The 422-nt window shown below is 51.9% G+C and carries 2 rRNA genes; both read right to left on the bottom strand.

Going from position 1 to position 422, the window contains the following annotated elements:
* Positions 1 to 114: ribosomal RNA gene (rrf, locus tag B9P82_RS28160) — 5S ribosomal RNA — on the bottom strand; the annotation flags it as partial.
* 97 nt (positions 115 to 211) lie between these two features.
* Positions 212 to 422 (bottom strand): 23S ribosomal RNA (locus B9P82_RS28155); the annotation flags it as partial.

The raw sequence follows: 422 nt of genomic DNA, 5'->3' as shown, positions 1-422 counted from the left end.
CTGGCAGTTCCCTACTCTCGCATGGGGAGACCCCACACTACCATCGGCGCTACGGCGTTTCACTTCTGAGTTCGGCATGGGGTCAGGTGGGACCACCGCGCTACAGCCGCCAGGCAAATTCTGTCTATCAACACACCTCTCGGTCTGTCGATGTAATCTGTAATCAAGCTGAATTTCGATGTCTCTTTCGCCAAAACACCTTCGGCGTTGTAAGGTTAAGCCTCACGGTTCATTAGTATCGGTTAGCTCAACGTATCGCTACGCTTACACACCCGACCTATCAACGTCGTCGTCTTCAACGTTCCTTCAGGACCCTTAAAGGGTCAGGGAGAACTCATCTCGGGGCAAGTTTCGTGCTTAGATGCTTTCAGCACTTATCTCTTCCGCATTTAGCTACCGGGCAATGCCATTGGCATGACAAC

The organism is Citrobacter sp. L55 (assembly GCF_002850715.1).
GTDB classification, from domain to species: domain Bacteria; phylum Pseudomonadota; class Gammaproteobacteria; order Enterobacterales; family Enterobacteriaceae; genus Citrobacter; species Citrobacter braakii.
This window is presented reverse-complemented; position numbering and strand designations above follow the sequence as displayed.